At 38.3% G+C, this 587-nt stretch carries 1 pseudogene; it reads right to left on the bottom strand.

The window, feature by feature from the left end:
* Positions 1-587, bottom strand: a pseudogene (locus ACFIL3_RS11050) (hypothetical protein); the annotation flags it as partial.

The raw sequence follows: 587 nt of genomic DNA on the forward strand, positions 1-587 counted from the left end.
CCCCCTGTTAACAATTTGACAACATCCTTTTCAATCCGTTGACGCTCTCTAAACGCCGCCTCTTTGAAAGGAATCCAAGCAGCCTTCCCAGCAGCTTTTGCTAATTGTACAGCTGCATCATGTTTACCCGTTGGCATATTGACGTTATGCCTAAATGATATCTTTTCATCCGCTACACGACCTGGTATTCTATTATAAAAATCTGCATAATCGGCTTCTTTTTCGATAACCTTCTTGACCGCAGAAGCTTTATCGGCTCCATAAATCTTTGCAAATCGTTTATACAGATCATTCGTACCAAAAATCTCCTTTGCCTTGGATACTTCATCTTTTGTTTGACCCATACCTTGTAAAAGTTCTGCCCTTGAACCCTTTTTAAAGTATTCTTGTTGTGCCTTTGGTAATTCATCAAAGATTTTACTGAACTCATCCTTATTAACCGACTTGCTAAGGATTTTGGAACCTTCATCCATGGCATCTAAACGTGAACTATATTGATGATACAATGATCGTGCCTTCTTATATTTAGGCGATATATCATCCATAAGCTCTAATAACTTTTTCTGAATGCCAACTAAGGTATGAAC

The sequence above is a fragment of the Bartonella sp. CE47NXGY genome (assembly GCF_042195415.1).
Classification (GTDB): Bacteria; Pseudomonadota; Alphaproteobacteria; order Rhizobiales; family Rhizobiaceae; genus Bartonella.